This window comes from Thermosynechococcus sp. PP555 (assembly GCF_031583225.1).
Lineage (GTDB): Bacteria > Cyanobacteriota > Cyanobacteriia > Thermosynechococcales > Thermosynechococcaceae > Thermosynechococcus.
The window spans coordinates 121,682-144,103 of sequence record NZ_CP134168.1 but is presented as its reverse complement, the minus strand read 5'-3'; the positions used below and the strand labels follow the sequence as shown (position 1 = coordinate 144,103).

General features: G+C 48.9%; 23 protein-coding genes, 1 pseudogene and 1 other annotated feature. Of the genes and pseudogenes, 20 read left to right on the top strand and 4 right to left on the bottom strand.

Going from position 1 to position 22,422, the window contains the following annotated elements; all coding sequences use genetic code 11:
* Positions 1–13 precede the first annotated feature (13 nt).
* The 10 genes and pseudogenes from RHH27_RS00700 to RHH27_RS00655 all read left to right on the top strand — a co-directional run.
* The gene (locus tag RHH27_RS00700) at positions 14–703 is read left to right on the top strand and encodes a trans-aconitate 2-methyltransferase (protein WP_302678579.1); all 690 of its coding nucleotides are present in this window, start codon (positions 14–16) and stop codon (positions 701–703) included.
* Complete coding sequence (locus tag RHH27_RS00695; RefSeq protein ID WP_302678578.1) at positions 643–1,575, top strand: aldo/keto reductase; 933 nt, start codon at positions 643–645, stop codon at positions 1,573–1,575. Before RHH27_RS00700 ends, RHH27_RS00695 begins: the two co-directional genes overlap by 61 nt.
* Entirely contained in the window at positions 1,572–3,593 is a 2,022-nt protein-coding gene (locus RHH27_RS00690) for an aminotransferase class III-fold pyridoxal phosphate-dependent enzyme (protein ID WP_302678577.1), read from the top strand. Before RHH27_RS00695 ends, RHH27_RS00690 begins: the two co-directional genes overlap by 4 nt.
* Positions 3,594–3,609: 16 nt before the next feature.
* On the top strand, positions 3,610–4,698 hold the full coding sequence (gene pseG / locus RHH27_RS00685; RefSeq protein WP_302678576.1) for a UDP-2,4-diacetamido-2,4,6-trideoxy-beta-L-altropyranose hydrolase: 1,089 nt from the start codon (positions 3,610–3,612) through the stop codon (positions 4,696–4,698).
* Between the two features lie 9 nt (positions 4,699–4,707).
* Positions 4,708–5,268, top strand: a complete 561-nt coding sequence (locus RHH27_RS00680) for a GNAT family N-acetyltransferase (RefSeq protein ID WP_302678575.1) — start codon at positions 4,708–4,710, stop codon at positions 5,266–5,268.
* A gap of 11 nt (positions 5,269–5,279) precedes the next feature.
* The gene (locus tag RHH27_RS00675) at positions 5,280–5,960 is read left to right on the top strand and encodes a WbqC family protein (protein WP_302678574.1); all 681 of its coding nucleotides are present in this window, start codon (positions 5,280–5,282) and stop codon (positions 5,958–5,960) included.
* Positions 5,957–6,838 (top strand): bifunctional 2-polyprenyl-6-hydroxyphenol methylase/3-demethylubiquinol 3-O-methyltransferase UbiG, encoded by an 882-nt coding sequence (locus tag RHH27_RS00670; protein WP_302678573.1) that lies wholly within the window; start codon positions 5,957–5,959, stop codon positions 6,836–6,838. The genes RHH27_RS00675 and RHH27_RS00670 overlap by 4 nt, the downstream gene beginning before the upstream one ends.
* A gap of 15 nt (positions 6,839–6,853) precedes the next feature.
* On the top strand, positions 6,854–8,149 hold the full coding sequence (locus tag RHH27_RS00665) for an MBL fold metallo-hydrolase (RefSeq protein WP_302678572.1): 1,296 nt from the start codon (positions 6,854–6,856) through the stop codon (positions 8,147–8,149).
* A 6-nt stretch (positions 8,150–8,155) separates the two neighbouring features.
* Positions 8,156–9,208 carry a pseudaminic acid synthase gene (gene pseI, locus RHH27_RS00660; RefSeq protein ID WP_315862895.1) on the top strand — a complete coding sequence of 351 codons (1,053 nt, stop codon included), beginning with the start codon at positions 8,156–8,158 and terminating at the stop codon, positions 9,206–9,208.
* 68 nt (positions 9,209–9,276) lie between these two features.
* Positions 9,277–9,615, top strand: a pseudogene (locus RHH27_RS00655) (transposase); the annotation flags it as partial.
* 157 nt (positions 9,616–9,772) lie between these two features.
* On the opposite strand, the gene RHH27_RS00650 reads toward RHH27_RS00655, so the two are convergent.
* Complete coding sequence (locus RHH27_RS00650; RefSeq protein WP_302678570.1) at positions 9,773–12,781, bottom strand: glycoside hydrolase family 38 C-terminal domain-containing protein; 3,009 nt, start codon at positions 12,779–12,781, stop codon at positions 9,773–9,775.
* A gap of 176 nt (positions 12,782–12,957) precedes the next feature.
* Here RHH27_RS00650 and RHH27_RS00645 point away from each other — a divergent pair, with 176 nt between their 5' ends.
* Entirely contained in the window at positions 12,958–13,752 is a 795-nt protein-coding gene (locus RHH27_RS00645; RefSeq protein WP_206200621.1) for a hypothetical protein, read from the top strand.
* 6 nt (positions 13,753–13,758) lie between these two features.
* Here RHH27_RS00645 and RHH27_RS00640 read toward each other — a convergent pair whose 3' ends face one another.
* Positions 13,759–14,640: an alpha/beta fold hydrolase gene (locus RHH27_RS00640; RefSeq protein WP_302678569.1), complete on the bottom strand. Its 882-nt coding sequence runs from the start codon at positions 14,638–14,640 to the stop codon at positions 13,759–13,761.
* Between the two features lie 95 nt (positions 14,641–14,735).
* Between RHH27_RS00640 and secE the strand changes: the two genes are divergently transcribed.
* From secE to rnhA, 7 genes are all read left to right on the top strand, one after another.
* The gene (gene secE / locus RHH27_RS00635) at positions 14,736–14,951 is read left to right on the top strand and encodes a preprotein translocase subunit SecE (protein WP_149817217.1); all 216 of its coding nucleotides are present in this window, start codon (positions 14,736–14,738) and stop codon (positions 14,949–14,951) included.
* Positions 14,952–14,981: 30 nt separating this feature from the next.
* Positions 14,982–15,665, top strand: a complete 684-nt coding sequence (nusG, locus tag RHH27_RS00630) for a transcription termination/antitermination protein NusG (protein ID WP_149817215.1) — start codon at positions 14,982–14,984, stop codon at positions 15,663–15,665.
* 14 nt (positions 15,666–15,679) lie between these two features.
* Positions 15,680–16,105 (top strand): 50S ribosomal protein L11, encoded by a 426-nt coding sequence (gene rplK / locus RHH27_RS00625; RefSeq protein ID WP_206200619.1) that lies wholly within the window; start codon positions 15,680–15,682, stop codon positions 16,103–16,105.
* A gap of 84 nt (positions 16,106–16,189) precedes the next feature.
* Positions 16,190–16,906, top strand: coding sequence for a 50S ribosomal protein L1 (gene rplA, locus RHH27_RS00620; RefSeq protein ID WP_190278287.1), 717 nt, complete (start codon positions 16,190–16,192; stop codon positions 16,904–16,906).
* 27 nt (positions 16,907–16,933) lie between these two features.
* Positions 16,934–17,066: a sequence feature (ribosomal protein L10 leader region), on the top strand.
* An 18-nt stretch (positions 17,067–17,084) separates the two neighbouring features.
* The gene (gene rplJ, locus RHH27_RS00615) at positions 17,085–17,612 is read left to right on the top strand and encodes a 50S ribosomal protein L10 (RefSeq protein ID WP_149817208.1); all 528 of its coding nucleotides are present in this window, start codon (positions 17,085–17,087) and stop codon (positions 17,610–17,612) included.
* A gap of 75 nt (positions 17,613–17,687) precedes the next feature.
* Entirely contained in the window at positions 17,688–18,086 is a 399-nt protein-coding gene (rplL, locus tag RHH27_RS00610) for a 50S ribosomal protein L7/L12 (RefSeq protein ID WP_149817205.1), read from the top strand.
* Positions 18,087–18,165: 79 nt separating this feature from the next.
* Entirely contained in the window at positions 18,166–18,645 is a 480-nt protein-coding gene (gene rnhA / locus RHH27_RS00605) for a ribonuclease HI (RefSeq protein WP_302678568.1), read from the top strand.
* Here the strand turns inward: rnhA and RHH27_RS00600 are convergent.
* Positions 18,578–19,375 (bottom strand): TIGR01548 family HAD-type hydrolase, encoded by a 798-nt coding sequence (locus RHH27_RS00600; protein ID WP_302678567.1) that lies wholly within the window; start codon positions 19,373–19,375, stop codon positions 18,578–18,580. The two genes, rnhA and RHH27_RS00600, sit on opposite strands and share 68 nt — an antisense overlap.
* Before the next feature lie 91 nt (positions 19,376–19,466).
* On the opposite strand from RHH27_RS00600, the gene RHH27_RS00595 reads away from it, so the two are divergent.
* Entirely contained in the window at positions 19,467–19,766 is a 300-nt protein-coding gene (locus RHH27_RS00595; RefSeq protein WP_149817201.1) for a 30S ribosomal protein PSRP-3, read from the top strand.
* A gap of 198 nt (positions 19,767–19,964) precedes the next feature.
* The gene (locus RHH27_RS00590) at positions 19,965–21,041 is read left to right on the top strand and encodes an isocitrate/isopropylmalate dehydrogenase family protein (RefSeq protein WP_206200615.1); all 1,077 of its coding nucleotides are present in this window, start codon (positions 19,965–19,967) and stop codon (positions 21,039–21,041) included.
* Here the strand turns inward: RHH27_RS00590 and RHH27_RS00585 are convergent.
* Positions 21,038–22,399 carry a TrkH family potassium uptake protein gene (locus RHH27_RS00585; protein ID WP_206201554.1) on the bottom strand — a complete coding sequence of 454 codons (1,362 nt, stop codon included), beginning with the start codon at positions 22,397–22,399 and terminating at the stop codon, positions 21,038–21,040. The genes RHH27_RS00590 and RHH27_RS00585 overlap by 4 nt on opposite strands.
* Between the last annotated feature and the right edge of the window lie 23 nt (positions 22,400–22,422).

Genomic DNA, 22,422 nt, shown 5'->3' with positions numbered 1-22,422 from the left:
ATCATCATTTCATATGACCTCTCTCAACCAACAAGATACTATTTTTGTCAATCAAGAAGCCGATGCATGGTATGAGCGCAATGCAGCAAGTGCCACCGAACCTGCACCGGCTAACGATAGAATTTTACGGGCTCTATCACATCTGACTTTGCCAGCGCAGGGAATACTCATTGATGTTGGTGGCAGTTCAGGCAGGGTTGCTGAAGGATTTAGAAGACAATACCCACAGTGGCACTGCCGAGTCGTGGAACCTTCAGGCAAAGCCATTGCCGCAGGTAAAAAAGCTTTTCCCCACTTAGAGTTTACTCAGGGGAGTATCACCCAAGCCCAAGGATTACCTTGGCAAGAAGCAACGATTGTAGTTATTTCATCGGTATTTCACTGGGTTGATCGCTCCCTTCTCAGCCGTGCGGTCGCCAATGTGGATTTAGCGCTTAAGGATGGCGGCTACTTAGTGATCTCCGATTTTGATTCTCCCTTCTTACGAGCAAATGCCTACAAACATCGGTCTGGCTTATACACCTACAAGCAGGACTATGCTGAAATTTTTCGTCAGCTTGGCATTTATCACTTGATTTATCGCTTTTCGGAAACACTTGTTGACCACAGCGGTAGTGATCTAGACGACCCTTATGATCGTCAGTGGGTAACAAGCATCCTAAGAAAAGATCTGCAGGATCGCTATTTTCACAAGTCGGAATGAATACTCAGCGTTTGGCTCTTGGTACCGTTCAGTTTGGTCTTGCCTATGGAATTGCCAACCAGCAAGGTCAAGTCACCCTTGAAGAAGCAAAAGCCATTTTACAACAGGCTCAAGAGGTGGGCATAGATACCCTTGATACAGCAATAGCCTATGGTGACAGTGAAGCAAGGCTAGGGGACATTGGTGTTCAGAGCTGGAATGTTGTCACTAAACTTCCCAAATTACCTTCCAACTTGTCTAATGTTCAGCAGTGGGTTCAAGACAACTGTAGAAGATCACTGCAGCGTCTTAAGCTAGACAAGCTCTATGGGCTATTATTGCATCATCCCTTGGATCTCCTTAGGTCAGAGGGAAAGGAGTTGTATGATGCACTCCTAGAATTGAAAAAAGATGGCTGGGTTGACAAGATTGGTTTTTCCATTTATTCACCGCAAGAATTAGAGCAACTGTATCCCAACTTTAAACCTGATCTTGTTCAGGCTCCCTTTAACGGTCTAGACCAGCGGCTAGTGAAATCGGGTTGGCTGGCTCGTCTAAAAAGCGATGGTGTTGAGGTGCACGCGCGCTCTGTTTTTCTACAGGGATTGCTCCTCATGCCCGCTGAAAAGCGTCCCCAAAAGTTCTCCCGTTGGTCTAAGCTGTGGCAGAACATAGAAACATGGCAAGCTACCGTAAGGGTCACTCCCTTGCAAGCTTGCTTAGGTGCAGCCTTCCATCAACAGGGACTAGACCGGATCCTCGTTGGTGTTGAAAGTTGCGGCCAACTGCAAGCTATCTTAGAAGCAATGAACACCGATCTTCCTCCTTGGCCTAGTCATCTATGTAGTGATGATCTAGACTTAATCCATCCTAGTCGCTGGGAGCAACTATGAAAATCGCAATTGTGCAGGCACGCATGGGTTCAACCCGCTTACCCGGCAAAGTGATGCTGAAAGCGGACAGTAGACCCTTGATTTATTTTTTACTTCAGCGATTGCGAAATGCCAAGTTAGTAGACCAAATAGTTGTGGCCACTGGTTCTCAACCAGAAAATCAGAAAATTGTAGATTATGTGCATGGGCTGGGGTTCTGTTGTGAGCAAGGCAGTGAAAAGGATGTTTTAGATAGATATTATCAAGTGGCTAAAAAGTATGGTGCTAAAACTGTTATACGCATAACAGCTGACTGCCCATTGATTGATCCTGAAATTGTTGACCAAGTTATCGATCTATTTCAAAGCTCCAGTGCCGACTATTGTGCGACCAGCACTCGCTTTGCCGATGGTCTAGATGTAGAAGTATTTACCTTTCAAGCCCTAGAAGCAGCGTGGCAAGAAGCCTGCTCATCCTTTGATCGTGAGCATGTCTCTCCTTACATTAGGAACAGTGGCAAATTTCAGGTCAGGTTTTTAGAACCACCTATTGACCTGTCCAGTTGTCGCTGGACGGTTGATGAACCGGAAGATTACCAAGTTGTTCGGCAGGTGATTGAGCACTTTGCCCCGCGAATTGACTTCTCTTGGCGGGAAATTTGGCAAATGCAGCAGGAGTATCCTGCGGCTTTTAGTTTGAATGAGCATATTGGCAGAAACGAGGGAGCCATCTTAGGAACCGGCCAAAAGTTGTGGAAACGAGCTAAACGCGTCATCCCTGGGGGCAGCATGCTTCTTTCCAAGCGCGCTGAAATGTTTCTGCCAGAGTATTGGCCCAGCTATTTTAGTAAAGCTAAGGGGTGCCGCATCTGGGACTTAGATGACCGCGAATATATTGATATGTCAATGATGGGGATTGGCACCAATACCTTGGGCTACGCTCACCCAGAAGTGGATGAAGCGGTTCAACAAGTTATTGCCAAAGGCAATCTATCGACCCTCAACTGTCCAGAAGAAGTCTATCTGGCTGAAAAACTCATTGAACTACATCCATGGGCTGATATGGTGCGGTTTGCCCGAACGGGGGGTGAAGCGAACGCGATCGCCATTCGTATTGCTAGGGCAGCCACAGGCAAGGATTCGGTGGCCATCTGTGGGTACCATGGCTGGCACGACTGGTACTTAGCCGCCAACCTTGGTGATGAGCAAACCTTAGCTACGCATTTACTCCCAAGGCTAGAGCCAAAGGGCATTCCCTCAGGATTAAAGGGAACCGTCTTTCCCTTTCACTATAACCAGTTTGATGAACTCGAAGCCTTGGTGAATCAGCATGACATTGGCGTTATCAAAATGGAGGTACAGCGCAACGAGCCCCCAAAAGATGGTTTTTTGGCAAAAGTCAGAAAACTAGCAACCGATAGAGGAATCGTTTTAATCTTTGATGAGTGTACTTCAGGTTTTCGGCAGGCACTTGGCGGTTTGCACAAAATCTATGGTGTTGAGCCAGATATGGCCGTTTTTGGCAAAGCCCTAGGCAACGGTTACGCAATTACCGCAGTTGTTGGCCGCAGGGAAGTCATGACTGCTGCTCAGTCCACATTTATTAGCAGCACCTTTTGGACGGAACGCATTGGGCCGACAGCTGGCCTAAAAACTCTTGAAGTGATGGACAAAACCCGTTCTTGGGAACGAATCACTCAGACCGGTCGGAATATTGCTGAGCTTTGGCAACAACTAGCTGTCAAGCATCAACTGGCTCTGAGAATCTCTGGAATTCCTGCTTTGATTCGCTTTCAGTTTGAGAACACAACCAACAACCTAGCGTATAAAACCCTCATTACTCAAGAGATGCTAGCACGAGGCTATTTGGCAACCAACGCCGTATATGTTTGCACAGAGCATACACCGGAGATCATTCAGAGCTATGGTCAAGCCCTAGATGAAGTCTTTGGTCTCATCAAAGAGTGTGAAGAGGGTCGGGATGTCAAGACCCTGCTAAAGGGATCAATCTGCCATGCAGAGATGCGAAGACTCAACTAGGGAGGAGAGCTAGGAAATGCTCATTGTTTTCCGTGCCGACTCGGCAACCCACATTGGCACTGGACACATCATGCGGTGTATGACATTGGCAACAGCGCTGCGTGAGCAAGGGGTAACCTGTATTTTCATTTGTCGCAACCATCCAAACAATATCATCGCCCTTGTGCAGAAAAAGGGCTTTAGGGTCTATGAGCTGCCAAGGGGAGCTGAACCCACAACAGCGGCTGACCTAGGCGTGCCTCAACAAGTAGATGCAGCACAAACCAAGCAAATTATCGAAAGTCTAGAGGCAACCCCTGACTGGCTGGTTGTCGATCACTACGGCATTGACAAGGCGTGGGAGCAGCAGTTGCGCCCAGTGGTCAAGCAAATTTTTGTCATTGATGACCTTGCCAACCGCTTCCATGATTGTGATGTCTTGCTGGATCAAAACTATACACATCGCTGGGATCGCTACGTCGGCTTAGTTCCTCCGCACTGTTGCCAGTTGCTAGGGCCTGAGTACGCTCTCCTCAGATCAGAGTTCATTGCTGCCCGCGAAAAATTGGAGCGACAAGGACGCCCACCGTTTGATCCACGTAAGGTACTGGTCTTTTTTGGCGGGATAGATCCCCAGAACTACACAACCCGAGCCCTGCAAATCCTGCGGGAAATTGGGGATTTTGCCCCTGAAGTGGTGATTGGTGGAGCCAACCCTCACCGTGCGGAAGTGGAATCGCAAATGCAGTATTTCCCTGAAGGACAGTTGCATATTCAAACCGATGAAATAGCTGAGATTATGCTACACTGCTCATGGTATTTAGGTGGAGGTGGCTCTGTTACTTGGGAACGGATATATTTGCAATTAGTTGGTCTTGTAGTTCCAACCAACAAAAATCAAATTCCCTTTTTGGAACTACTGCATCAAAGAGATCATGACATATTACTTGATAGTCTATCATTTAATTCTCTAGAAAATGGTTATGCAAAGTTATTGAAGCTGTATGCTAGTAACATTGGGTATGATAGAGTTAAGTACGACAGTGAAATTATCAAAAATCACACAATCCCAGACTTAACAAGGATAAAAGTAGAAAGTGCTTACTCAAAACTCAATTTTTTCTAGGTGTAGAAAATGCTTGAGTCTGGTTCTGTTTGCCTTAAGCCTTTATCTGTTCAAGATGTAGAAATAATACATCAATGGAAAAATGATATATCATTAGTTCATTTATTGATGGCAAAACCGATGCCAGTTACCTTAGACGAAACCAAAGAATGGCTTAACAAAGTATTAAAAGACAAAAATCAAATAATTCTAGGAATAAAAGTAAATCACATTGTACCCGATCAAGAACTGTTAATTGGTATTACTAGATTAATGTTCATAGACTGGATAAATAGGAAATCAGAGCTCGGTATCTATATTGCAAATGAAAAGTATAGAGGAATTGGTGTGGGTAAAACAGCAATTAATTTAATTTTAGATTATGCTTTCTGTTTTCTTAATTTACACAAAATATACTTACAGGTTTCAGAATCTAATAGAGCTGCTATTAATCTCTACAAATCATTTGGATTTCAGGTAGAAGGAATCAAAAGAGAAGAATTTTGGAACAAAGTAAGTTATGAGAATGTAGTAAGCATGGGCATACTAGAGCATGAGTATAGAGTTCGGAAGACTAAGGCTGACCTATGAAGTGCGCAATTATGCAACCAACATACTTACCATGGGCTGGATACTTTAATTTAATATCACTAGTAGACATTTTTATATTCTTAGATGACGTTCAATATGAAAAAAGTAGCTGGCAAAACAGAAATAGAATACTCATCAATCATCAACCTCATTTTTTAACAGTACCTATTTTACACAAAAGCCTGAGTCAAAAGATAAATGAAATTGAGATAGACGATAAAAAGAATTGGCGCAAAAAACACTCTATTTCTATTCAAAATAACTATGCAAAATGCAGATATATTGAACACATATTGCCAATAATAGATATCATTTACGACAAAAAAATAACTAATCTATGTGAACTCAATATCAAAATAATTACTCTTATTAGCAAATTGTTGGATCTATCACCAGTTTTTTTGGTTTCTAGTCAATTAGGAATAGAAGGAAAAAGAAGCGAAAAAATCATAAAAATATGCCAGTATCTTGGATGCGAAGAATACATTAGCCCGATTGGTGCAAAAGAATATATAGATAAGGATGGATTATTCAATAACTCAATGATTAAATTAACTTTTCAAGAGTTTATACCTACTGCTTATCCTCAAAAAGACAGTAATAACTTTATTAGTCACTTGTCTATTATTGATTTAGTTGCTAATATTGGATGGAGTAGTGCATCAGATTACGTCAGGAGTAAATACCTATGAGAGAGTATAAGCTTGTACCTCATCCAGTTTATGGTTTCTTACAAATACAGCCAACTCCAACATCTGAAGAGATACAGAGCTACTATCTTAATGAGTTTTACTCTAGTAATCTAAATTTTAATGATTCTTCCTTAGAGGTTCAAAAAAAAGATAAGGATTGGTATGACTTTTGTAGAGATAGAGTTCTATCTAATCTTGAAAATATAAGCCAAGAGACAGTTAGTGGTAAGACTCTTTTAGATATAGGCTGCGGGTGGGGGGAAGCTTTACTCTTTTTTAAGAGCAAGGGACTTGACTGTTATGGGTTCGACCCAGCATCAGATGCTATTGAATATGGAAAACGAAGAGGGCTGAACATTGTAGAGGCTGGCTTGGATACAATGCGTGTATTTCCCAATTCTTTTGATATTGTTACTTTATTCAATGTTTTGGAGCACCTACCAGATCCTGTTCGTGTACTACAAGAGATTTATGAATCAGTTTTGAAGCCCGGAGGTATCTTGATTATTGATGTTCCAAATGAATTCAACACATTTCAAGTAGCTGGGCGTGACATACATAACCTTCATGATTGGTGGATTGCGCCTCCTGCACACTTAAACTACTTTAATTCAACAACATTACGTAATTTAGCTGAAGGTATTGGGTACGATGTAAAATTAATAGAATCTTCTTTTCCTATTGAGATATTTCTTTTGTTTGGTGATAATTATGTTGGAAATCAAGAGCTAGGAAGAAGATGTCATGAAAAAAGAATGAGCTTTGAGATGAACTTAGCTAAAGTAGGAAAAAAGGATTTTCTTAGTCGTTTTTATAGAGCATTAGCTGACCTAGGCATAGGCCGACAAATTACACTTTATGCAGTTAAACCGATATAGGGAGTTGAAAGCAAGATGAGGTTAAAATTTTTTGGTGGTGCAACTGCGATCCTAGAGCACAAAAATAAAAGAATCTTATTTGATCCATGGCTAGATGATGGTATCTTTCATGGAGCATGGTACCACTATCCCCCCCTAAGAGTGGGCATAGAGGATATCGGTCATGTAGATTATGTTTATATTTCTCATATTCATGAAGATCATTGTTCCGCTGGTACTATTCAACACATTAACAAAGATGCAGAAGTGATATTAATGGATAGAAATCCAAATTTTGTGTTGAATTTCTTAAAATCAAATGGTTTTACATTTAGAGATGTGCATTGTATACCAGCCAGATCACCGAAGAAACTTTTTGAAGACTTAATTGTAGATATTGTAGAGCCTGACCCAGGGTATCATCAACTAAATACTTTAGTAGATTCAGCATTAGTCATAAAGTGGGATGGGTTTGTGATTTTTAATGCAAATGATTGCACACCTTACAAAGATGCTTGGGAATACATAAAAACCACCTATGGAAAAGTTGATCTAGCTCTACTGCCATATACTGGTGGTTCAGGATATCCAGCTTGCTATCATAATCTGTCTCACGCTGAGAAGCTCAAAGAGAAACAGCGAATTGCCAACCAAGGCATTCAAGGCTTTGTAGATGCTGTTCTTTATCTTAAGCCAACTTATGCCATGCCTTTTGCAGACCAGTACGTTATTGCTGGATCGCGCTCTAATCTTAATGAATATTTACCCCATCCACCTGAAGGTAGCGCTGTTTTAGAAGCTCTTAAAGAGTATAGTCTCGATAGTAGAGTTTTGTTACTTAACTCAGGCCAGTCCTTTGATCTTTCTACTGCTCAGAAAATTCCTGATGAACCATATGTACTTTATTCTGAATCTGATCGTCAGAAATATATCGAGGAATATTTAAAAGATAAAGTTTATGATCACGAAAAAATAGAGTTAAACCCAAGTGTTAACTTTAGAAAATTATTGAACTATGCACGAATGAATCTTTGGAATGCTCAAAAGAAAGAGAATTTTTTTCCAGACTTTAGGTACGTCATAGAAATTTCAGATCGAAATCTATTGTTTGTTATTAATATGAAGAATGAGGATTTACAAGAACTAACTGATGTAAATTCTGCTATAGAGCCTTATCTTAAAATCAAGGTTTCAAGTACTTTACTAGGCTTTCTACTCATTGGTCATATTTCTTGGAATATAGCTGATGCTGCACTATTTATAGACTATGATCGTAGACCAAATATTTATAATCCCTTGATACATGCTATGTTAAATTTTCTGCGGTTATGAAGTCATATGAATGTAGAGATTATAAACAAATACTTCAGAATCAACTTTCCTAGACCTTTTATCATTGCTGAAATGTCAGGGAATCATAATCAGTCCCTTGATAGAGCCTTAGAGATCGTTGAAGTAGTCGCCAAGTCTGGTGCCCATGCCCTAAAGCTTCAGACCTACACGGCGGATACAATCACGCTCCGCTGTGAGAAGCCTGATTTTTTCATTAGTGATGAGAGCAGTCTATGGAAGCGTGAATATCTATACGATCTTTATCAAAAAGCCTACACCCCTTGGGAGTGGCATGAACCCATCTTCAAGCGTGCTAAAGAACTGGGGCTAATTGCATTCAGCACCCCTTTTGACCTGACGGCAGTAGATTTCCTTGAAGAGTTGGACTGTCCAATTTACAAGATTGCCTCGTTTGAAAACGTGGATTTACGCCTGATTCGGCGGGTCGCCGAAACGGGTAAGCCGATCATTATGTCTACAGGGATGGCAACTCTTGCGGAACTGGATGAAGCGGTGCGAACAATTCGGGCAACCGGCAATGATCAGATTGTCTTGCTCAAATGTACTAGCACTTATCCTGCGAGTCCAACGGATTCTAACTTACGGACAATTCCGCACCTAAGGGAACTCTTTGGCTGTGAAGTGGGGCTATCGGATCACACGCTGGGCATCGGTGTCGCAGTAGCGGCGGTGGCTCTAGGGGCAACGGTCATTGAAAAGCACTTTACGCTGAGTCGTGCTGAGGGCGGGGTAGATGCCGCCTTTAGTTTGGAACCCCACGAAATGAAACTGCTGGTGGAGGAAACGCAGCGGGCTTATCAAGCGCTGGGGCGGGTGCACTATGGGCCTACGGAGGCGGAGAAAAAGTCGCTGGTGTATCGCCGCTCACTGTACTTTGTCAAAGATATGGTGGCAGGGGAAGTGATTACGCCAGAGTGTATTCGTTCGATTCGCCCTGGGTATGGGTTGCCTCCTAAATACTATGAGGTACTGCTGGGCAAGCGAGTGAATCAGGCCATTGAGCGGGGTACGGCTGTTTCATGGGAGCATATTGGCTGAGTTTGTACTATCTGTTGTAGTATTGGCCATAATAAGCAAATAATATGGTTCTTTAGATGATATTGGTATTAGTAGCAGGACGGTATAGACACCAGAAAGACTTCATCGCCCCAATGCTGTTTTGCGGATATTTGAATGCGGTAGGGTTTGTAAGCTGGCTGAGTCAGTACTGTTTGCCGGCGTTAGAGAAACGTTCGTTGTTGATGATGGATAATGTACCGATTCATCCAAAAGGGGTGATTCAGGCAGTGGTGAAAGCGGCGGGTCACGAGGTGTTATTTTTACCGAAATACTCTCCTGATTTGAATGTGATTGAGCACGACTTTAGTGCGCTGAAGCGAGCGCGGATGTATGCAGGGTCAAACAGTTCAATTGATGAGGTGATTCGCAAGTATTGTGCTGGATGATATCTCATTCTTTATTGGAATAGCTATAGTTTAGACTTGAGTCATGTTTCAACAGCTTTCCCGACGATTGATGTGCTGTAATGTCAACAAGCTGCCCTGCTTGAGTGAGGGAGATTTGTCTGAGAATCGCCAAGAATCCTCAAGGCGCAATTGTAGGTCAAGGGTGTAGTCGGAAGGTTTGAATTTGCCATGGGCTGAGGGTCACTGTGTTGGTATTCTCTGTGGGCGTCTCCAAGAGTGTTTGCGGTGCTTTGATCTGCCATGGGATTAGCGTTGAGTGCAGTTCCAAGGTGCCCCCTTCCCCAGCCACTTCTGCTACTCGCAATTGCCAACCCTGTCCATCCTCTGGTTGTTTGAGGGCAAGGCATTGAATGCGGGCATCCGACCAATGGAGAAGCTGAGCGTGGGGCGGTAATGATCCTGATGGGTTGGCGGGGGCAATTTCTCCCCTCAGAGGTTGATTAAACTGAGCCGCCTGCTGCGGGACACCGCCCACTTGCCACGAGTCACTGTGGGGAAACACACCATAGCTAAAGCGGTGCTGACAGCGATCGCTCGTCGGATCTGGCCAAGTGGGCGATCGCAACAGGGTCAATCGCAGTTGATTCGCTTGGGCATCAAGGCCATGCTTGCAGTCGCTGAAAAGACTCACCCCATACTCTGGGGTACTCAGATCCACCCACGTTAAAAAGGGCACCTCCCATTTTGTTTGCTCATGGGCGCTGAGGTGGGGATTGGGAAGGGTCGGGCGCAGCGTAACGCCGCCGGGAGTTTCACAGGTGATCTGCTCAGCACTGATTGCCAAGGGAAAAGCCGCCTTGAGGAGAATATGTTCCTCCTGCCAGTCAATCACCGTATCAATGCGCAGCCACGGGGTTTGATACTGCAACACATACTCCTGCTGAATCTGCGAGGACTGAAAGCGCCATCTGACCCGTAGTCGCTGCTCCAGTTGATGCCACGTCACCCATTCAATAGCCTCTAGGGTCGCCCCCGGCAGTCGATGCTGCCCATAGTTGGGGTCAATGTTCCAAGCATCCCAGTATTGCCCCTGATCACGGAAAAATTGCAGTTGATTACCGCGATCGCCCAAGCAGGGACGATGATTCAACTTGTCATACAGGTTAGTGATTTCCCCTGTTGCCGGATCAATTTCAACGTGGAGATAGTTATTTTCTAAGACATAGCCCAAGGGTGGGGTTGGTAACGTATCAGGGCGCGATCGCGGGCAGAGCCACAGCAGCGTGTAGCCAATTCCCGTCACCTCAGGGGTACGAAACGTCAAGCAACCTTGGGGAGCATTCAACTGCGCTGGTAAATCGTAGTCGCCCCGTGGACAATAAACCCGCCAAGAGGGAACCTCCTGCGGTAGCTGCGCCAAGTCAATGTGGACAACCCCGGCGCGATCGCCCACCAATCCATTGAAAATCACAACGGGAATTGCCTCTGTCACCGGCGGTTCACCGCCGTCAATCGACTGGCACAGCGCTGTTTGTGCTTCCCTTAGGACTGTCTCTGTCGTGGTCAGGAGTTGCTGCCATGTTGGGTTCACCTCGGCATAGACCTCTGGAATCGAGGAGCCAGGGAGAATATCATGAAACTGGTTAAAGAGAAGTTGTTGCCAACAGGCTTTGAGTTCTTCTTTGGGGTAGGAAAAAGAAGTTGTGATTGCCGCGAGGGCACACCAGCGTTCCGCCTCTTGCAGTTGGCGTTGGGCGCGATCGTGGGCGGCCTTTTGATCACCATGGCTGGTGTAGCAGCCGCGATGGAATTCCAAGTAGAGTTCCCCTTGCCAAGCGGTTGTAGGGGGTGTTTCTTGGGTTAATTGTTCCAGATACTGCTGCACGGTTGTCCATTGCCACTGCGGCCCAATACCACCGAGGTGTTGCCAGCGTCGCACCCGTTCTAACATGTCTGCCGTTGGTCCACCACCATGATCGCCGACACCGGGGAGCCAGAGACTGCGCCGCGCTCCCGTTTGTTGCCACCACTCTTGGGCATAGGCAGCCATTTTCACAGGAGCAATCCCCTCGCCAATGGGTGCTGACATCAGGGCATTCACCGCCGCCCCCGCCACATCCCGCCAGACAAACCAACCGTGGGGAAAGCGCGTGGTGTCATTCCAGCGCAATTTTTGGGTGACAAAGTAGCGAATGCCCCCCTGAGCCAAGAAACTGGGGAGCCGTTCCGGAAAGCCAAAGGTATCGGGCAACCAAGCAATGGGGCTAATGCCACCAAAGGCCTCCTGCACGTACCGCTGACCATAGAGAATCTGACGGGCAATGGACTCAGCATGAATGAGATTGAGTTCCGGTTCGACCCAAAGGCCTGCCGCTACATCCCACCAACCCGCTGCCGCGGCTTCCTGAATCCGCCCAAAAAGTTCTGGGGCATGGATCTGCAAATAGGCATAGAGGGCGGGAGTGGAGTGGGTAAAGGTGAGTTCGGGATAGCGTTCCTTCAGCTGTAATACAGATCGAAAAGTGGACTGTGCCACTTGCCACGTTTCGGCGATCGGCCAAAGCCACGCCAAGTCCAGATGGGCATGGCCACACAGGTGCATGGTGAAGTGCCGCAAGGGGGTAGCGATCGCCTGCATTTTCTCGTGGATCTCCGCCAGTAACGGATCTAAGATGGGGCGCTGTCCATGACTTTCTAAAACGTCCTTCAGCAGGGGTTCAAGGGGTTGCAGGTTGAGGGTTTCACCAAAGATCGCCAAAATGTCCAACTCAGTGGCAATAAAGTCGGGATCCACTCCCGTTGGCGATTCAAACCGCAGGCCTGATCTCACCAAAGCACCGTCATCGTGGCCGGGACTCACAAGATGCAACACCACCTCCCACGCTTGGCCGGGGGTCACCGCCTCCCCTAGGCACAGACTCACCGAATGATCAAATAAATCCCCCTGATGCACCACCTGACCATTGACATACACCGTTGCCCGATCCGCCCACCACGTGAGATCAAGGCGTAGAGTTAAACCCGCCACACTATAGCCTTGAACCGTCGCGGGTACCGTGATTCGCTGCCCCAACCAGAGGGAGTGCCGACCCTTGGGCCACGCCAAATGCCCTTTAGCATTCACTGCATAGGGGCTCGTCCCCGCATCTTTGAGCGAGGGGGAACTGAGGGGAAACCACTGGGAATGAATCTCAATGACTGCCAATGATTGCAAATAGTCACAAGATTTTTTGACTAATTCTGTCAAGAGCATAAAACTTCGTTAATTTTCCTGCGATCGGCCTAGGCCAATTGCTATGCTAGAGGTGTGAGGAGCCGTCGTCACTCGTTTAACCAAACTGTCAATAAAATAAGCAAACTTTATTTCAGAGGAGTGACCTCATGGTAACCCGATTTGCGCCGTGGCGGGGCTTTTTCATCTCCTCAATCTGTGGGATATTGACAGCCCTTGCGATCGCCCCAGTAACGCCTGCCCAAGCCCAGCGACCCTCAGCCCCCGATCAACCCGTAGAAACAGTAGTCACAGATCCGCTTCAGAGTCCTTTCCCCCTGCCTTGGAAATGGATTGACGACGGCCACGCCGCTGCTCTAAAGGCTAAGAAATCTCTCCGCTTGACTCAGCAGACGCCCCAATATCTCTCTCCCGATGGCCGCTATGTGGCACAGGCCACCCTCTACTTCACGGCTGATCCCGAGGCGCAACGGCAACAACTGGTGAGCGTTCTTGAAATTCGCGATCGCCAGAGCGGCAGTCAGCAGCGCATTGAAAGCCTCAAGGAAATGCCGCCTGAATTTTTGGCAGAGGTGCCCCAAGGTCAAGGTCTGATTGCAGTACTAGTTCCAGTTGGCTGGTCAGAAACCGGTAATCGTCTCTTGGTGCGCCAGCTTGGCGGCTTGTTTGCCACTGATTTAATTAGCGATGGCGCATGGATTTGGCAGGCGGGGGTGGGTCATGTGGCCACGGTTTATCCCACCGCTGATGAATACGACTTTGCCACCCTTTTGGGCTGGAGCACAACGGATCCGCAACGGGTACTCTTTCAAACCCAAACCATGGGGAACCCCAAAGCCACCATTTGGGCAGTGGATACTCAAGGCAGCACCCAATTGGCCCAGGGCGATCGCCCCCGTGTCTATGGCACAACCCTACCCGCCACTGCCAATGCCCAGCGTTAGATCACCTCAAGGGGAGGCCAGCAACTGGCCAAGGTAGCGATCAATCCAGCCAATCATCACCGCAGGGCACTCCAACTGCGGCGTTAGTCCCACCTCTGGCATCACATCAAAGGCACGAATCGCCTCGGGGTTTAACTGTGCCAAGCGTTGACCCACGGCCACAGGAGGGAGTTTTGCCTGCTCTCCCCAAACGATACAGGTCGGCACCGTCAAATGGGGTAAAAAGCGACTGAGATCGCAGCAGAGATCACCCCGCACAAAGGCCAACGCGGCAAATTCTGCCCCCGCCGACTGCGCTACTTGGGTATAGGTGGCAATCATTTCCGGGCTGATGCGGCTAGGTCGAGCAAACTGTTGATTGGCCATAAAGGACTGCACACTCAGGGAATTGGCCACGCCGAGGCGATAAAAGGCGATATCCACATAGGGCTGGCGGGCAATCTGGGCAAGGGGGGTCTGGCGGTAATCTTGACCAAAATCACTCAACCCCGTTGGGCAGGTGAGAATCAGGCCACGGAAGCGTTGGGGATGGGCGATCGCCCCTTGGATGGCAAAGGCTGCCGTCAGTGACGACGTGATCACCACCGCTGGTTCTGCCGTCAATTGACCAAGGCACTCTAGCAAATGATCCACATAAGCCGCCACCGTATAGGGTTGATCGCGATGCTCAGAGGCGCCCCAACCGGGCAAATCCAAAGCAAAAAGGGGATACTCGGCTGAAAAGGCCAGATAAACTGCCGACCATTCATAGCGGCTCGAGCCACCGCCAAAGCCATGCCAAAAAAATAAAGGCGGCCGAGCAGGGTTAACATTGCCGAGATCATTGGTAACGTAGGCCACCTCACCCATAGCCGTCGTGAGGGTGCGCGATCGCAAGCAATCAAACATCGGGATTTCCTAAAAAGAAGAAACCTGCTATGATAATAAATCGCGCTGAATTAAACGGGTAGCAACGGGCTGCCCCCGCCCTAAGGAGTGCCGCCGTGACCAAGAGTACCGAAGGCGAAAAGCCCACTAGTGGCTTTAATCTAACCGAGTTTTTCCGCGAAACCAAGGAAGAACTCAGCAAAGTGGTGTGGCCCGATCGCCAGCGTCTGATTGGCGAATCTGCGGCAGTCATTCTCATCGTTTCCCTTTCGGCTGCGGTCATCTACCTAGTGGATGAACTCTTTCGTTGGCTGGCCACACTGATTTTCTAGACAGCCAAAGATTCCTACGAGTACGCGCCTATGGTGAGTGAATTTACTGATCATTCTGATCTGAACGATCCTCTTGACGACACCGTTGAAGTGGCCGAAGGGGATCAAGCGGGTAAGGTCAAACGGTTTTGGTATGCCGTGCAGGTGGCCTCTGGCTGCGAAAAAAAAGTGAAAAGCACCATCGAGCAGCGGCTCCATACGCTGGATGTGGCCGATCGCATCTTTCGCATTGAAATTCCCCAAACCCCCGTCATCAAAATCAAAAAAGATGGCTCGCGGCAAACCATTGAGGAAAAAGTTTTTCCCGGTTATGTTCTTGTCCAAGTGCGGGCACAGCAGTCCCCCGAAACGGGTGAATGGCAAATTGATGATGAAGCTTGGCAGGTGATTAAAAACACCCCCAATGTGATTAACTTTGTGGGTGCCGAGCAACGCCGCAGTACAGGCCGCGGCCGCGGTCACGTCAAGCCCATGCCCCTGAGTCCGGCCGAAGTGGATCGCATCTTCCGCAAAGCCCAAGAACAAGAACCGGTTCACCGCATTGATCTCAATAGTGGTGATAAGATCAAAGTTCTCAATGGTCCCTTTAAGGACTTTGAGGGAGAGGTGATTGAAGTCAGTGCTGAGCGCAGCAAACTGAAAGCATTACTCTCGATTTTTGGCCGCGAAACGCCGGTCGAACTCGAAGTGACTCAAGTGGAAAAAGTAGATTAGGACGCTAACTCACTATGGCGAAAAAGGTCGTCGCAGTTATTAAACTTGCCATTCAAGCGGGTAAAGCCAACCCTGCTCCCCCCATTGGTCCAGCCCTTGGTCAGCACGGTGTGAACATCATGATGTTCTGCAAAGAGTACAATGCTCGCACCGCCGATCAAGTGGGGATGGTGGTTCCCGTTGAAATTTCGGTCTATGAAGATCGCAGTTTCACCTTTGTTCTGAAAACGCCGCCCGCTTCCGTGCTGATTCAAAAAGCTGCGGGCATTGAAAAAGGCTCCGGCGAACCCAACAAGAAAAAAGTGGGCAGGATCACCCGTGCCCAACTGCGGGAAATTGCTGAGAAGAAAATGCCGGATCTCAATGCCAACGATATTGAAGCGGCCATGCGGATTATCGAAGGCACCGCTCGCAATATGGGCGTGACCATTGCCGACTAAAGCTTTCCTTCGTGTGTTCCTGTTGAGTCCGTTGTTGTGTTGGGGGAGAAACTGCGTTTCGTTAGTACCCCGTGGAGGTAAATTCTGATGCGTAAACTCTCGCGACGACTGCGCGAACTCTATGCCAAGGTGGAGGATCGTCCCTACGCTCCCCTCGAGGCCTTGCAACTGCTGAAGGAAACGGCCACAGCCAAATTTCCTGAATCGGCAGAAGCCCACATCCGCTTGGGCATTGATCCCAAATATACCGACCAACAATTGCGAACCACTGTGGCGCTCCCCAAAGGCACCGGTCAAACGATTCGCGTCGCGGTCATTGCCCGGGGTGAAAAAGTGACTGAAGCCAGTGCCGCCGGTGCCGATGTTGTGGGTTCAGAGGAACTCATTGACGAAATTCAAAAGGGGCGGATGGACTTTGATCTGCTCATTGCCACCCCCGATATGATGCCCCAAGTGGCCAAAGTGGGTCGGATTTTGGGTCCGCGGGGGCTCATGCCATCGCCCAAAGCCGGTACGGTGACCTTTGACTTGCCCCAAGCGATTCAAGAGTTCAAGGCGGGGAAAGTGGAATTCCGCGCCGATCGCACCGGGATTGTCCATGTGCTCTTTGGCAAAGCTAGCTTCAGCGCCGAAGACTTGCTCGTTAACCTCAAGGCACTACAAGAGAGTATTGACCGCAACCGCCCGAGTGGTGCCAAGGGTCGCTACTGGCGCAGTGTCTATGTGGCCGCCACCATGGGGCCGAGCATTCAAGTGGACATCAACGCCCTGCGGGAGCTAAAACTGGCCGAAGCCGCCTAAGGAGGACTTGTCTATTGCCCAATACTGGACAACTCAAGACTGAAACCGAAGACCGCAGGGGTCTGGCTCAGACATAATCTTCCTGCCGAGGTTTGCGAAGTCCATCCGTTGGGATTGGGCGATCGCCCCGGCACCACTGCTGGGGTTTTTCTTTCACTGACTACAGGAGGTGATGCGCGTGGGACGCACGCTAGCAAACAAAAAAGAAATTGTGGCGGAGCTAAAGGAACGCCTGAGCGAGTCACAAATGGCACTGGTGATTGACTACCAAGGTCTCACCGATGCTGAGATGAAGGATTTGCGGCAACGCTTGCGCAAGTGTAATGCCAGTTGCAAGGTCACTAAAAATACGCTGATGGAATTGGCGGTTAAAGAAAGTGACACTTGGCAACCCATGACCCAATTCCTTAAGGGACCTTCGGCGTTCCTCTTGGTCAAGGATGACATTGGCGGCACGATCAAGGCCTACCAAGAATTCCAAAAGGCCACGAAAAAAACCACCCTACGCGGTGGGGTCATGGAGGGACGGGCCCTTGATGAAGCGCAAGTGAAGGCCATTGGTGATCTGCCCTCAAAAGAACAACTCATGGCGCAGATTGCTGGTGCCCTCAATGCCGTCACAGCGAAGATTGCCATTGGCATCAAGGAGGTTCCTGCTTCCTTGGCGCGGGCAACCCAGGCGATCGCCGACAAAGGTGCGGCATAGATCGATCCTGTTTTCGGTTTCCCTTGGGAAGCCACCTGTTCTTGTTTTCCAACCTTGAAACGATAGGAGTTGACAATGTCTGCTGCAACCGATGAAATTCTCGAAAAGTTGAAATCCTTGACCCTGCTGGAAGCCGCTGAGCTGGTCAAGCAAATTGAAGAGGCCTTTGGTGTCAGTGCCGCTGCGCCGGTCGGTGGCATGATGGTCGCCGCTCCTGTGGGTGGTGGGGCTGCTGCTCCCGCAGAAGAAGTCGAAGAGAAAACCGCCTTCGATGTCATTCTCGAAGAAGTCCCCGCCGACAAGAAGATTGCCGTGCTCAAAGTGGTGCGCTCTTTGACCGGCTTGGGTCTCAAGGAAGCTAAGGAAGTGGTGGAATCCACGCCCAAACCCGTGAAAGAAGGTGCCACCAAAGAAGACGCCGAAGCCGCTAAGAAAGAACTCGAGGAAGCCGGCGCCAAAGTCAGCATCAAGTAGTCTTTGGTATCCATTTGTTTCGGGGGTGGTCTTGTGGCCACCCTTTTTTATTTGCAACCTTTGGAGAGCATAGAGACTCATGACCGAGATTCGTGCCATTTATACCGATGGTGCCTGCGAAGGCAATCCGGGATCGGGGGGCTGGGGCGTGGTCATTTACTTTGCCGACGGCTCTGTGCGGGAACTGGGAGGACATCACCCCGCGACCACAAATAATCGCATGGAATTGCAGGCGGCCATTGAAGCCCTCAAGGCATGGCGCCAACTGGCTCCGGGGAGCGCGATCGCCCTTTACACCGACAGCGAATATGTCCTCAAGGGAATTACGGAGTGGATCCACAACTGGAAACGGCGGGGCTGGAAAACAGCCGCCAAAAAGCCTGTTCTCAACCAAGACCTGTGGCAGGAGCTAGATGCCCTCAATGATCCCTTAGTCCAGTGGCACCATGTGCGTGGCCATAGTGGCGATGTCGGCAATGAACGCTGTGATCTTATTGCCCGCAGTTTGAGTCGTGGGCAGCCAATTGCCCTAAGAACGCTGCCACCATCGCTGGGGTAATGTCGCGCGTGTGTTCAAAAACTGCACTGGCTCCCGCTGAGCGCAAGCGATCGCCATAGCGTTGCCGATCTTCGGGCTTGACATGGGGAGGAATCACCCCTAAGGCAATCCACGGCGTTGTTGCTTGTTCTTTGCGGGCATTGACAACGGTCTGCATATCCGCCACTGTATCCCCCACATAAAAGGCAGGAATGGTTTCCTGAGCCGCGGCCTGACGGTAGGCCATGCGGAGTCCTGTGGGGTCGGGTTTGCCGGGGGCATCTTCCATGGCGATCAAAAGGGGCTGATCGAGACCCAAGCGGTGTTTCAGAACATATTCTGCCGAGTCCCGCGTCGCACCACTGACAAACCCCCAGCGGATTTGTGCCTGATCAAGAGCCTGAAAATAGGCAACATCCACCAGCAGTGGCTCATCTTGAATATAGCCGCACCAATTTTGGCCGCTATAGCGCTCCTCAAAAAAGATTACAAGGCGCTCGTAATCCAAGGGCACTTGGCAGCGGGGTTTCCCTTGGCGTTCAAAGTAGCGATAAATGAGTTCACGCGACCCTTCCCAGTCGTTATTCCAGCAGCCTTCCGCCTTGAGGTTGTCAATTTCCTTTTGACTGGGACGATAGGCACCCCCCGTAAAATGCTCGACGGTATCCGCTAGGGCACGGCGATAGGAACGACTGACATCGCGAATTACCCCATCAATATCAAAGAAGACACAGGCACAGGGGGGACTCAACGGTAGCTCTCCAGAAACTTGTATGCAGCTGGCCTGATTGGTTATTATAGAGGATGGCCTTTTGTAAAAAACAAGTTTTAGGAGGTTAGAATTGTCCCGCTTTACCCTGAGAGTACTTTGGTTAGAAAAAGACGTGGCGATCGCTGTCGATCAAATTGTTGGCAAAGGGACAAGCCCCCTCACCTCCTACTTCTTTTGGCCGCGCACCGATGCTTGGGAACTCCTGAAGGCGGAGTTAGAGAAGAAATCTTGGATTACGGAAGCCGAGCGGATTGAACTCCTCAACCGTGCCACCGAAATCATTAACTACTGGCAAGAGGAAGGCAAAAATCGTCCCGTCAGCGAGGCACAAAAGCGCTTTAGTGATGTTAGTTTTGTAGGCACAGCCTAGGGTATTCTGAATTCCGAGGTAAATCACTACCTGTTGAGGAGAAACATGATGGGAATTGTTTTGTACTTTGTCATTGTTGCGGGCGCGATCGCCTTGGCGACAATTTTGTTTCACACGCTACGTACGGTGAAGCTCATTTAGCGGCATCATACCCTCCTAATACCTTGTCTTTCAGTTCTGCATAGGGAGAGAGAACTCGTGTCCCACGCTGTTACCTTAATTCGCGGCGACGGTATTGGTCCTGAGGTTGCCGCTGCCACTCGCACGGCCATTGATGCTACGGGCGTCAAAATTGATTGGGTGGTGGTGGATGCCGGCGTGGACATGATGGAACGCTATGGTACCCCCTTGCCCGAACACGTTCTCGATGCGATCAAAAGCACGAAAACTGCCATCAAAGGGCCGATTACCACCCCCGTGGGTACCGGCTTTCGTTCTGTGAATGTCGAGATCCGCAAGCGGCTCAATCTCTATGCGAACCTACGGCCGGCTAAATCCATTGTTGGGGTGAAAAGCTATTTTCAAAACATTGACCTTGTCATTGTTCGCGAGAATACCGAAGACCTCTATGCCGGGATTGAGTTTGAATACACCAGTCCCGAGGCGGCCAAAGCCCGTGCCTTTTTGAGTGATCTAGCGGGTAAGCCGATCCGTGAGGATGCTGCCATTGGTGTCAAGCCGATTTCTGTGCTGGGGAGCGATCGCATCATTGAGTTTGCCTTCAAATATGCCAAGGCCAACCATCGCCAGAAAGTGACCGCCGTTCACAAGGCCAACATCATGAAATTTACCGATGGCCTCTTCCTAGAGCGCGCCCGTGAGATTGCCCGCCGCTATCCGGAAATTGAATTTGAGGATCGCATCGTCGATAACATGTGCATGCAGTTGATGCAGAAGCCTGAACTCTATGATGTGATGGTGATGCCCAACCTCTACGGCGATATTCTTTCTGACCTTTGTGCAGGGATGATTGGTGGCCTTGGGGTGGCTCCCGGCGCCAATATTGGCGATGAATATGCCGTTTTTGAGGCGATTCATGGTTCAGCACCTAAATATGCCGGCCAAAATAAAGCCAATCCTACGGCATTGATTCTCTCTGGTGTGTTGATGTTGCAACACTTGGGTGAAATGGAAGCGGCACGGCGTCTGCAAGCGGCTGTTGAAAAAGTCATTGCTGAGGGGCGCTTTGTCACCTATGATTTGGCTGCAGCGGGCAAAGAACCCGTGGGTACCCAAGAGATGGCTGCCGCCATTGCCGAGTACGCCGCCCCCTAACCCACCAGCAGGTTTTCCTCAGGATATTGGACGCTAGAAGGCTGGGGGTCACCGATAATTGCCGCCATCAGCAGCAGGATACCCACCCGTCCGGCATACATCGTTACAATCAAGACCAACTTGGAAAAGGCGGTTAGCCCACTGGTAATACCGGTGGAGAGACCAACGGTGGCAAAGGCGGAAACGGTTTCAAAGAGAATATTAATGAAATTCTCTTCGGGGTCAGCGATCGCGATGAGGGTAGTGGAAACCAGCACCGTAAACATTGAGCCAAAGGCAACAGCGACCGCTTTCATGATCAGCGAGGGGGGCACCTGACGGCGGTAGAGCAGCACCACCTCTTTCCCTTGCAGAGCTGACTTGGTAATCCCTGCCAAAATCCGCAACGTGGTTGTTTTAATGCCCCCTGCCGTGCCACCGGGGCTACCACCAATAAACATCAGGGCAATCATAATAAATAGCCCGCCATTATTGAATTCACCAATGTTGACGGTATTAAAGCCCGCCGTCCGCGCTGTCACCGACTGAAACCAGGCCAAGAGGAGCTTCTGATCAAAGGAAAAAAGACCAAATCGTTCTGGCGATCGCATCTCCGTCGCAAACAGCATCGCCGTTCCCAAGATGAGGAGAATCGCCGTTGTACTCGTCACAATTTTGAAATTGAGGCTAAACGTCATCTGGCTCGCCTTGCGGATTAGATAGGCGGGTTTACCCCAGTGGCGCAGATGCTCCCGCAGCCAAAGATAAAATTCAAAGATCACCTCATAGCCAATGCCGCCAAAAATAATCAGCAGTGAAATCACGAAATTCAGGGGCACAGAGGTTTGATACCCCATCAAGCTGTCACTAAACAGACTAAACCCGGCATTATTCCAAGCACTGATACTGTGAAACACCGCCAGCCACAGTGCCCGTGGATCACTAACGTCTTGGCGAAAAATCAGCCACAGCAACAAGGCACCCGTCAGTTCAAAGAGAAACGTGAGACCCAAAATCGAGCGCACCAATTGCCGTGCCCCCTGCATGCCCCGCCGATCCAAGGCTTGCTGTACCGCTATCTTCTGCCGCAGGTTAAACTTGCGTCCCAGCAAAATAATCAAAAAGGTGGTCGCCGTCATGTACCCCAGACCACCCACCTGGATCAACAGCAGAATCACCAGTTGACCAAAGGGAGAAAAGTGGGTTCCCGTATCGACAATAATGTGGCCGGTCACACAAACGGCCGATGTTGCGGTAAATAGCGCAACGATAAAGGGGTTCCATTCCCCATTACTAGTGGACCAAGGCAGCCACAACAGCAGCGTCCCCAGCGTAATCACCGCCAAAAATCCAAGGCAAATTGTCCGTGGAACCGTCAGCATCAATGAATACGTATCCAAAA

Coding starts and splice junctions, on each gene's coding strand:
- RHH27_RS00700 (WP_302678579.1), top strand. CDS start 14: ATGACCTCTCTCAACCAACAAGATACTATTTTTGTCAATCAAGAAGCC.
- RHH27_RS00690 (WP_302678577.1), top strand. CDS start 1,572: ATGAAAATCGCAATTGTGCAGGCACGCATGGGTTCAACCCGCTTACCC.
- pseG (WP_302678576.1), top strand. CDS start 3,610: ATGCTCATTGTTTTCCGTGCCGACTCGGCAACCCACATTGGCACTGGA.
- RHH27_RS00680 (WP_302678575.1), top strand. CDS start 4,708: ATGCTTGAGTCTGGTTCTGTTTGCCTTAAGCCTTTATCTGTTCAAGAT.
- RHH27_RS00675 (WP_302678574.1), top strand. CDS start 5,280: ATGCAACCAACATACTTACCATGGGCTGGATACTTTAATTTAATATCA.
- RHH27_RS00670 (WP_302678573.1), top strand. CDS start 5,957: ATGAGAGAGTATAAGCTTGTACCTCATCCAGTTTATGGTTTCTTACAA.
- RHH27_RS00665 (WP_302678572.1), top strand. CDS start 6,854: ATGAGGTTAAAATTTTTTGGTGGTGCAACTGCGATCCTAGAGCACAAA.
- pseI (WP_315862895.1), top strand. CDS start 8,156: ATGAATGTAGAGATTATAAACAAATACTTCAGAATCAACTTTCCTAGA.
- RHH27_RS00645 (WP_206200621.1), top strand. CDS start 12,958: ATGGTAACCCGATTTGCGCCGTGGCGGGGCTTTTTCATCTCCTCAATC.
- RHH27_RS00640 (WP_302678569.1), bottom strand. CDS start 14,640: ATGTTTGATTGCTTGCGATCGCGCACCCTCACGACGGCTATGGGTGAG.
- nusG (WP_149817215.1), top strand. CDS start 14,982: ATGGTGAGTGAATTTACTGATCATTCTGATCTGAACGATCCTCTTGAC.
- rplK (WP_206200619.1), top strand. CDS start 15,680: ATGGCGAAAAAGGTCGTCGCAGTTATTAAACTTGCCATTCAAGCGGGT.
- rplL (WP_149817205.1), top strand. CDS start 17,688: ATGTCTGCTGCAACCGATGAAATTCTCGAAAAGTTGAAATCCTTGACC.
- rnhA (WP_302678568.1), top strand. CDS start 18,166: ATGACCGAGATTCGTGCCATTTATACCGATGGTGCCTGCGAAGGCAAT.